The 9,522-nt window shown below is 45.6% G+C and carries 12 protein-coding genes and 1 pseudogene; 2 read left to right on the forward strand and 11 right to left on the reverse strand.

Annotated elements, in window-relative coordinates:
- Positions 1 to 1,408 (forward strand): sigma-54 dependent transcriptional regulator (locus A3761_RS24330; RefSeq protein WP_068751074.1); only part of this gene is annotated, 1,408 nt, incomplete at its 5' end.
- Positions 1,409 to 1,410: 2 nt separating this feature from the next.
- Here A3761_RS24330 and thiO read toward each other — a convergent pair.
- Complete coding sequence (gene thiO / locus A3761_RS24335; protein WP_231872179.1) at positions 1,411 to 2,535, reverse strand: glycine oxidase ThiO; 1,125 nt, start codon at positions 2,533 to 2,535, stop codon at positions 1,411 to 1,413.
- A gap of 63 nt (positions 2,536 to 2,598) precedes the next feature.
- Here thiO and A3761_RS24340 point away from each other — a divergent pair, with 63 nt between their 5' ends.
- A complete protein-coding gene (locus A3761_RS24340; protein WP_068511756.1) occupies positions 2,599 to 3,201 on the forward strand; it encodes a GspH/FimT family pseudopilin in 603 nt (200 codons plus the stop codon).
- Here the strand turns inward: A3761_RS24340 and A3761_RS24345 are convergent.
- The 10 genes and pseudogenes from A3761_RS24345 to A3761_RS24385 form a co-directional block, all read right to left on the reverse strand.
- Positions 3,198 to 3,593, reverse strand: a complete 396-nt coding sequence (locus A3761_RS24345; RefSeq protein ID WP_197469610.1) for a type IV pilin protein — start codon at positions 3,591 to 3,593, stop codon at positions 3,198 to 3,200. The two genes, A3761_RS24340 and A3761_RS24345, sit on opposite strands and share 4 nt — an antisense overlap.
- The gene (locus A3761_RS24350) at positions 3,590 to 5,131 is read right to left on the reverse strand and encodes a hypothetical protein (protein ID WP_068553772.1); all 1,542 of its coding nucleotides are present in this window, start codon (positions 5,129 to 5,131) and stop codon (positions 3,590 to 3,592) included. The genes A3761_RS24345 and A3761_RS24350 overlap by 4 nt, the downstream gene beginning before the upstream one ends.
- Positions 5,131 to 5,718, reverse strand: coding sequence for a PilX N-terminal domain-containing pilus assembly protein (locus tag A3761_RS24355; protein ID WP_068567561.1), 588 nt, complete (start codon positions 5,716 to 5,718; stop codon positions 5,131 to 5,133). The genes A3761_RS24350 and A3761_RS24355 overlap by 1 nt, the downstream gene beginning before the upstream one ends.
- A gap of 32 nt (positions 5,719 to 5,750) precedes the next feature.
- On the reverse strand, positions 5,751 to 6,743 hold the full coding sequence (locus A3761_RS24360) for a PilW family protein (RefSeq protein WP_068554084.1): 993 nt from the start codon (positions 6,741 to 6,743) through the stop codon (positions 5,751 to 5,753).
- A complete protein-coding gene (locus A3761_RS24365) occupies positions 6,740 to 7,018 on the reverse strand; it encodes a hypothetical protein (protein WP_231872180.1) in 279 nt (92 codons plus the stop codon). The genes A3761_RS24360 and A3761_RS24365 overlap by 4 nt, the downstream gene beginning before the upstream one ends.
- Positions 7,019 to 7,030: 12 nt before the next feature.
- Positions 7,031 to 7,171 (reverse strand): annotated as a pseudogene (locus A3761_RS29125) (prepilin-type N-terminal cleavage/methylation domain-containing protein); the annotation flags it as partial.
- Between the two features lie 95 nt (positions 7,172 to 7,266).
- The gene (gene ispH / locus A3761_RS24370) at positions 7,267 to 8,217 is read right to left on the reverse strand and encodes a 4-hydroxy-3-methylbut-2-enyl diphosphate reductase (protein ID WP_068512267.1); all 951 of its coding nucleotides are present in this window, start codon (positions 8,215 to 8,217) and stop codon (positions 7,267 to 7,269) included.
- Complete coding sequence (locus tag A3761_RS24375) at positions 8,218 to 8,655, reverse strand: peptidylprolyl isomerase (RefSeq protein ID WP_197470190.1); 438 nt, start codon at positions 8,653 to 8,655, stop codon at positions 8,218 to 8,220.
- Positions 8,656 to 8,711: 56 nt separating this feature from the next.
- Positions 8,712 to 9,239, reverse strand: a complete 528-nt coding sequence (gene lspA / locus A3761_RS24380; RefSeq protein WP_068553665.1) for a signal peptidase II — start codon at positions 9,237 to 9,239, stop codon at positions 8,712 to 8,714.
- Between the two features lie 11 nt (positions 9,240 to 9,250).
- On the reverse strand, positions 9,251 to 9,522 hold a 272-nt coding region (locus A3761_RS24385), incomplete at its 5' end, for a zinc finger domain-containing protein (RefSeq protein ID WP_156492098.1).

The following is a 9,522-nucleotide window of genomic DNA, read 5'->3' on the forward strand; positions in this document are numbered from 1 at the left end:
TCGAGAGCTGTTAGAAATCACACTCATGCGTATGGGGATAGACACCTGTAGCAGTGCGACAATCATGGACGCCAAGGCCTACCTAAGTGAACAAAGCTTTGACCTTTGTCTCACCGATATGAATTTGCCTGATGGCAACGGCATTGATCTCGTGTCGTTCATACAAAAAAATCATCCCGATATGCCCGTTGCCATGATTACCGCGTACGGCAACGTCGAAACAGCCATCAGTGCCCTTAAGGCTGGTGCTTTTGATTTTATTTCAAAGCCTGTTGACCTTAATCAGCTACGAGGGCTGGTGACCAGCGCATTAGAGTTATCAAAACGTAAGGCAAACGAAAGTCCCTCTAGCACTCAACCCGAGCACATAAAAGGCAAAACAAAAGCCATTCAGAAGCTCAACAAACAGATCGATAAACTGGCACGTAGCCAAGCTCCAATTTATATTTCTGGTGAGTCAGGTAGCGGTAAAGAGCTGGTCGCTAAAATGATTCATCAAAACAGCCCTCGCGCTAGTACCGGCCGCTTTGTCCCGGTCAACTGTGGGGCTATTCCTAGTGAGCTGGTAGAGAGTGAATTCTTTGGCCACAAAAAAGGTAGCTTTAGTGGAGCAATCGAAGATAAATCCGGGCTATTTCGGGCAGCTGACGGCGGCACTCTATTTTTAGATGAAGTCGCCGACCTACCTCTTGAAATGCAGGTGAAGCTCTTACGTGCAATTCAGGAAAAGCGAATCCGGCCTGTTGGTGAACAGGAAGAGGTTCAAGTTAACGTCCGAATTCTTAGCGCCACCCATAAAGACCTGGCCAAACTCGTTGAAGATGGCAGCTTCAGGCAAGATTTGTTTTATCGAATTAATGTCATCAAACTCGATGTACCCTCGCTCAGGGAACGCAAAGAAGACGTTTCCTTACTCGCAGACTATTTCCTGGAAAAGATAGCCCGGGACTGTGGCGTCACAGACGCAAAGCTCTCCAATGCAGCACTTGAGAGCCTGTCAGAGTATAGCTTTCCAGGAAATGTACGAGAACTGGAAAATATCATCGAAAGAGCATTCACACTGTGTGAAGACAATATCATTGAACTTGGAGATCTGGACTTAAGCGCCGATTCAGCCGAAACGGGGCCAGATATCCAAAGCCCTTCTAATACTCAAGCGCCACCACAAACGACACACCGGATAGCGCAAGTACTGGGTAGCCGGGAACAAAACTCTGGCGCAGCTAAAGCAGGGATATCAGCGAGGCCTCCAGAACAGTCACTGGAAGACTATTTGGAAGAAATCGAACGGTATGAAATTGAACAAGCCCTAGCCGCCACAAAATGGAACCGGACGGCGGCTGCAAAAATGCTGGGAATTAGTTTTAGAGCCCTGCGCTATCGGCTGAAGAAGCTTGAGCTAGATTAGCTTCAAACTCTTATCAAAGGGTTATACGGTTCACTCGGTATAGGCGTCGATTCACCACTAACAATAGCGCTGAGTAAGGCAACCGAAGCGGGTGCGAGCACCAAGCCATTGCGATAGTGGCCGGCATTGATATAAAGGTTGTCAAACTCCTTCATTTGGCCAATATAGGGAATGCCATCTGGTGAGCCTGGGCGTAGACCCGACCAATGCGCACTGATAGGGCAGGAGGCCAAGCCCGGGAAGAGGTCTATCGCCATATCTGCCAATTCCTCTTTTGCTTGTTCCGTTGTGCGCTTATCAAAGCCGACGTCTTCCAGAGTGCTACCTGCCAGTACCTTTCCGTCTCTACGTGGAATCACATACTTACCATTGTTCATCACAACCCGGTTGACCAGGCCAATAGGCGCATCAAAAATTAGCATTTGCCCTTTAACCGGCTTAACCTCAATACCATCACTTTTCGCGACACTGCGACTCCAGGCGCCACTACAAATGACGACGGCATCAGCTCTATGCTCATCACCATTATGCAGCTTAACGCCATCGAGTTTGTCTTTATTCGTCAGAAACGATGAGACTTCAGCGCCCTCATGAATAGTTACTAAGGGGTTACGCTGCAAAGAGGTATACAAAGCCTGCAGTAAACGAGGGTTACGGATACTGGAAACTTGAGACATCCACAAACCATCTTTAACACCTTCACGCAAAGCAGGCTCAAGCTCATAGATTTTCTCAGCATCTACTGTTTCCATCCATTTATGATGCTCTTCAGACCACTTAAGTGCGGCTTCCCTATCCTCGACCTGAAGCATTAACAAGCCATGGCGAGTCAATTCCGGGTCAATATCACTCTCGGCCTCTAAAGACTGTGCGAGATTCGGGTAGTAGGACTGAGACCAGCTTGCCAAAGCCGTGACTGGCTCAGAGTAACGCCAAGGGTATAAGGGAGATACGATTCCACCTCCGGCCCAACTGGCCTCAGTACCGCAAGCACTTTTATCAAGCAGCACGACTTCAATGCCCTTTAACGCCAATTCTCTGGCTTGCATCATACCGATTGCACCGGCGCCAACGATGATTACTTTCAAGTTTCTCATTTCCTTTAGCAAGATGTTTTCGACTTGCATTTTATATCAATCGCCAAGAGAATACTCTTTCCAAGGGATGATCTTTATCAAGGAGTGATGAAAATGCCCCCTTCTGTTATGCACCGATGCAATAAGTACCATCAAGAACAAAAATCCAGGCAAAGTGGAATTACACTTGTCGAGCTACTCACCTGTTTGGCCATTGTTTCTATCTTGACCTTTGTCGTTATTCCTTCCTTCAATGACATTTTCCAAAATGCCCGTTCGGACAGCAATATCAACCACTTGAGCCAATTCATTCGACATGCAAAAAGAGAAGCGCTCGCCAGACAAACACGCATTACCTTATGCCCATCCTCTTCAGGCCTACAGTGCGAACAAGGTTGGCAAGCTGGCGCAATGATATTCATTGACGAAGACAAGGACCAGAAACGTGATGAGAGTGAACTATTACTCCAGCTCAAAACCCCTTTTATCCCTTCTGGAACAATAAGCTTTAACAACCCGACAAACAGAGTTGTTTTTTCCCGCCTTGGTTTTCCCCTTGGTAGTGCCGGAAGTTACATCTATTGCCCAGAAAACAATGACGAGAAATATGCGCGTGCCCTAATCATTAATTTCCAGGGTCGCTTAAGAATAGGGCGCGACAGTAACAGCGATGATATTGTTGAAGCGAGCGGAGGAAAGAATGTTAGCTGTGGTTAATTCCATTGCCCTTCTCTACGGCCATCAGAATATAACTCCAACCTCTCATCCGAACGAGTTTCAATGATCGGCTCAGCGACCAATGCATAACAAGCCCCTTCGTCACAATCACTTAGGCCAGAGTCAATGTAGAGATTGAAGTAGCCGTGATCCGATTCTAACTCGTCTTCATCATATGAAAGCAATTCCGATAAGCTTTGCGGGTAGCGCTGAAAGCTCATTGCATAACGCTCCAATTCAGTCTGCAAACGCAATAAAGAGGCCTTCCCCTCAGTCAAGCGGCTCCGCTGTTGGTAGGACTCGTATGAAGGTAAGGCCAGTGAAAATAGAATGGAAACAATTGCCAAACTTACAAGCAACTCTATTAATGTAAAGGCTCTAGAACGATTCATCGTTGCCACCATGATAAGCGCCTTATACCTTCGGCTAACTCAACGCCCAAGAGTTTAGACTCCTCTCCATAAAGGCTTTTGTTATCGATAGCGAGAAGAGATAACAAGGCTGAATCAGATATCAGGTGGTCTATACGCTGCCTCGGGAAGCCTTCTTCATCAAGCAACAAATTTCCGGCTAATACTCGTGTCTGTTTTTTGTCCGCCAAGATATCGGTAATTTCTTCCCCGCTAAAAGCATGATATAGCTTCAAGGTATTCAAACCGGATTCTGAGCAATCATTGCAGTCTCGACGAAACGCGTTCAAGACAATTATCTCTCCCAAGTCGACTATTGCCGAGGTAAATACTTCGTTCTTGGGAAGAGTGCGAACCCATCCTCTATTTTTAACCCCGCTTGAGCTTAACTGAAATTCACTTACTCTCTGCCTGGAAAAGTCATCTATCAGACCATAAACTGAGGAGCCAGCCGAAAAGAATAACCAAACCTTTCCCTCAGAACCTCTTTTGAGTAAAGGTTTGTGAGAAATTGCACCTCTGCCTGCAAATAGTTTAGCTAGCTGAGGGGTCATATAGCGTTCTCGATGAGAGGAATACTTACCCGCTCTTGAAGAGGTGGCTGTATCCAGGGATCTAGTAAAGGTAAGAGAATACAAGCTGCCACTTTCCTGAACTCTAGATGCCTCAATCGTTCCGAAATACAAGAGATCAGTTAGGCCGTCTTGATCAATATCTGCTGCCGAAATCCCAGCTATATGACCACTCTTTACCTCAGGTCGAAATTGACGAAGCCAGACTTCTTTATCTAATGTCATTGTCTGCAAGTCATAAAAAAATAAGCCGGGCCGCAGTGTTCCTTGCCCTGCCCCAAAAGCCAAATACCAAAGAGGATCCCCACCAAAAGCATCGGGAAGAGTCAGGGCGGTAGGCTTGCTTGTACACGGCCCCATTGAAGTGTGTTTAAATTCAGCCAATAAAGAAGGTGTTTGTGCAGGGTCCGTAATATCGAATAATAGACACCTATTACTATGCTCACGACTCTGGCTACTATTGGTTCCCATACCCACCAGCAACAAAGTCCCCCAAGCTTGTGGATGTGCCTTTGAACGTTCATCAAATATTTTTGCATCAAAGGTATAGTAAGTGACATCAAGTAAGCTAGATCCACTTGCTTTCAGAGACTCAGATTCAGACTTAGTCAGATATTCAAGCTTGAGAGTTTGGTCCTCGTGTATATAAGCCCATAACTCCCCTGCGGATGTCTGCCCTCCCTCGGCATTATCTTTATCAATGGCATGCAGTTCACCCTCCCCTGAAATGACATAGGCCATCGTTCTACGAGTCTGATACTGCGTTTTAAATTTTTTATAGCCAAGCGGGTCAATCGACGAAAAGGCGCGTGCGGGCTCGGAAACAACAATAGCGGGGCTCAACACCGCAACAGTCGATATCGGTTCACTTGCATAACACGCCATACTAGAAAGCAAGGAAAAACTAAACAAACACAAAACAAATGCAATCTTCATCCTTTTTTTCATCACGACACCTCGAAACGAAAGTCGCCAACAAGATGAACAGGGCCTTGGTTCTGACCAATTCCTGGCTTGCTAATACAGTGCAGCTGTAGGTATAAATAGCGCTGATCTGCGCTCCTTTGCACGATATGCTGACTATAAGAGTCGTACTGAAGCAAGTTATTCCCGGAATATTCCGGACGCAATCTGCTCTGAGTGATATAAACGTCTATCTCCATCTGTGAACTTGAAAACGATAAAATTCGCGTCAACGATTCATTATCTTCTTCGGCAATTACTTCGAGGTTCAGCAAGTCATCGATTAACTTGAAGCCTTCTGAGTATGACTTTTTGAGCTCAACATGACTATCTCGTCTAGAATCAATAAAGCTTTTTATTTGCTTCGCAGCTTGAAGCTGAAACTGATTTAGTTCATGACTGCTTTGTTGAAACGCCACTCTGGAAGACTGAGATTTAAAGCTTAGGTAACTGCTTTGCATCATCGTTGTTGAGAGTATTGTGAGGATCGCCAGCAACATTAATGACAAGACTAATGTAGCTCCGTATTGTTGCATGGCTCTTATTGGATAGGTCTTTGATTTTAGGTGCATATTGCCTCCTTGCTCATCACCGCTGTTATTAACTAAGTATTCTTCAAACTAAATTCTGACTGAAACTTTTTGAATTTATACCTCCGTTCATGCTCTTCTGGCTCGAACTCAAAACCTGTACCCAGTTTGAATTCTCTTTCCGGATTCTCATTCGAACTTGCCGATAGCTTGCTTTTGAATAAAGCGAAAACACGTACCGACAATACATCATTCCAGCTGAAAACGTTATCGGCAGTAAGATAGCGCTCCACCTTGCCATCACCACTTAGATCGAGCCCATATTCAAATTGCATTTGCGCCACACCATTAACCAAGCGCTGTTTGATAAAGCGGTTGCCGATCAGGGTATAACGACTTAAGCCGATACCTGAGACATCACAAAGCTCTTCATCTTTGCAATACTCCAGATAGTACATATCGATACTCAACAAGCTATTAACAACAAAAGCTGAGGGTGGCACTTGTTGCCGCGCTTTAGCCATATCTTTGCCCTGGAAAACAATCCCCCCTGTTTCAGGGCTTCCTCGAACAATAAAGCGTTTTTTATAGTACTTATTACCTAACTTTTCTTCAGGAACCGGGTCATTCACCGATGCGCGACGAACAAGTAGTACATCGCTATGAGGTACATAATCTTTGCTCAAGCAATCACTGGGTAATGCAGGAATATCATTTGCATTTTCTCGCCCGTCAAAGCCTTGCAAGCCTTGTTCAATATTGAGCACCCAAGCACTGTTGCAGTTGCCCGGAAAAGCACTAAGTTGCTTCGTTATCAGCGTTAATTCTCGGGAATCAACTCCACCCCAGAATCCAGCCATATTGATAGAGTCCTGCAAGACGGAAAAGCTCAATTGGGCACTATCCAGCATTTCATTTGCTCCAGTAACCCGGCTTGAAGCATCACGCGCAATTTTGAATACTTCAAATAAAGCCAGACTCAAAATTGAGCTCAGCGCCAAAGCGATCAACAACTCTATCAAGCTAAGACCTTTATGATATTCCAACTGATTGAGATGCCCCTTCATAGGCTTACACTCGACACTAGCTGAGATCTCCGATTACCCTGCTGCCGGGCGTGGTCTTCACTGGAATTCCAGCTCAAGGTCACTCGATAGTTTGAAGCACTAGATTCGATTAGCGCCAAACCTGAAGGTAAGCTTTCAGACACTTGTTGAGTCCAAAATTCAGCCCCCTGAGTTGAACCGCTTGCTTGAAGCTGATTTGAAATAGCACTCGCCAACAAACTAGCGCTAAAGTACTGCTGAGCATCGAGTGCCATCCTCATGCTGGTAATTTGCATTGAGGCGAGTCCTAAAATTCCGACACTAAAAATAAGCAAGCTGATGAGAAGTTCAATCAGAGAAAAACCTGACTGAGCAGCCTTTAAAGAAGCTATATTTGGCGCACGCGAGCACGTACTTAACTTACATGAAGTCTTTAACATCAGCATCATATCCTTTGATCGCTGGTTAATTGTGAGAAAGCGCTTATCCTTTGCGCTTGACTTATATGCTAACCAATTCGATTCTGGCTAGCAAATAATAAACTCTAAATATTTTCTGCGGGTATTCTTAGAGCTTTCGGCATGCTGAAAACGATATTTTCTTCACGGCCATCAGCCTCTTCAACTTCTTTAGCCCCCAACTCTACCAAACGATCGACAACTTTCTGCACGAGAACTTCGGGTGCAGACGCACCAGCCGTAACGGAAATTGCGTTTGCCGACTGCAACCATTCCGGTTGAATCTGTGAGTGATCATCAATCAAATAAGCAGGCGTTCCCATACGTTCAGCCAGCTCACGTAAGCGATTAGAGTTTGAACTGTTAGGTGAACCAACAACCAGCATCAAGTCAGTTGAGTCTGCCAAGCCCTTTACAGCATCCTGCCGGTTTTGAGTGGCATAGCAAATATCATCTTTACGCGGCCCCTGAATATTGGGGAACTTTCTACGCAAGGCATCAATCACTTTCGCGGCATCATCGACAGATAGCGTTGTTTGCGTGACATAAGCCAAAGCATCCGGCTTTTCTACAACTAAGCTTTCCACATCCTGTTCATCTTCCACTAAATAAATTTTGCCACCTGAAGAAGAGTCATACTGCCCCATCGTTCCTTCAACTTCAGGGTGTCCTTCGTGACCAATCAACACACATTCCATACCATCGCGACTGTATTTGGTCACCTCGATATGGACTTTAGTTACCAGTGGACAGGTCGCGTCGAAGACATTCAAATCACGCTCTTTTGCTTCGGCTTGAACCGCCTTGGATACGCCATGAGCACTGAAGATAACCAAGGAATCATCCGGTACTTCTTCCAGCTCATCGACAAAAATGGCACCACGTTGCTTTAAGTCATCGACCACAAAGCGGTTATGGACCACTTCGTGGCGCACATAGACGGGGGCACCAAAGACTTCGAGTGCACGATTAACAATCTCAATAGCACGATCAACACCCGCGCAAAAGCCACGAGGGTTCGCCAGTTTAATCTTCATTTACAAGGCCTCAACCGAGACAACTTGAACCTTAAACGACAAGGTCTGGCCCGCTAAAGGGTGGTTAAAATCAATGGTCACTTCATTTTCATCAAAGGCTTTAACCACGCCAGGCAACTCAGACTGGTTTGCGTCGGCAAAGGAGATCATTAAGCCTTCAGCTAATTCCATATCTTCCGGGAAGTCTGCTCGCTTCATGACTTGCTGATTGTTTGGGTTAGGCATGCCAAAAGCTTTCTCTGGTGGAACCTGCCATTCTCCTTCTTCGCCTTCACTCATCCCGTCTAAGAAGGATAAAAAACCATCGGGTAATTGACCATCACCATACTCAAAGCGTGCTGGGTTCTTATCAAAGGTAGAATCGATCACTGCGCCATCTTCCATACTTAACGAGAAGTGCAATGTAACCAGAGTATTTTCACCGACAACTAAAGACAAATTTTGTACCACTCAAATAACAAGGTGAGAGCCTGTGCTCTCACAAATACAAGGGACTATAAACCATCCTCAGAGTCTGGTTTATTGCCACGAAAAACATCTATGACCATCATTGCAGCACCAATAGAAATCGCCGTATCAGCGATATTAAAGGCAGGGAAATGATAGTTATTCCAATAGAAATGAAGAAAGTCGACAACATAACCTAAGGTCATACGGTCATATAAATTCCCTATCGCACCGCCTAATATCAAGGCGACCGAGCAGGCAACCCAAGGCTCTTCTCGTAAACCTCTTAGCCAGACAACTAACGCGGCACTGACACCGGTTGCCAAGATGACAAAGAACCAACGCTGCCAGCCTGACTCCGTTGCCAGAAAGCTAAACGCTGCACCGGTATTATGTAATAAGGTAAAGTTAAAAAAGCCATCAATCACCGGTACAGGTACCGCATACTCAAGATTCGTACTGGCATAAAATTTAGTGAGCAGGTCGACAACAATAATGACGGTGCTCAGTGATAGCCAGCGCAGCATATGGGCAAACAAGCTCACCTGCGCTGAATCATTCGCTGTATTGGTCATGTTTGCTTGGCTCATGCGAACTGTCGCTGTTCGCCAGCGCCATCAACATTATCAATACAACGGCCACATAAATCTTTATGCGTTTCATGCTGACCGACATCTTCACGGTGATGCCAGCAACGCTCACACTTCTGGTGTTCAGATGCTTTAACATTGATCAGTAAGCCTTCCATTTCGCTTGGTAGCGCACCTTCAGCAGCCGATAGTTCGCCAACTGTCGCCTCAGAGGTGATCAAGACAAAACGTAGCTCATCGCCCAAGGACTTAAGCACTTCGTACAAAC

The sequence above is a fragment of the Oleiphilus sp. HI0123 genome, assembly GCF_001635315.1.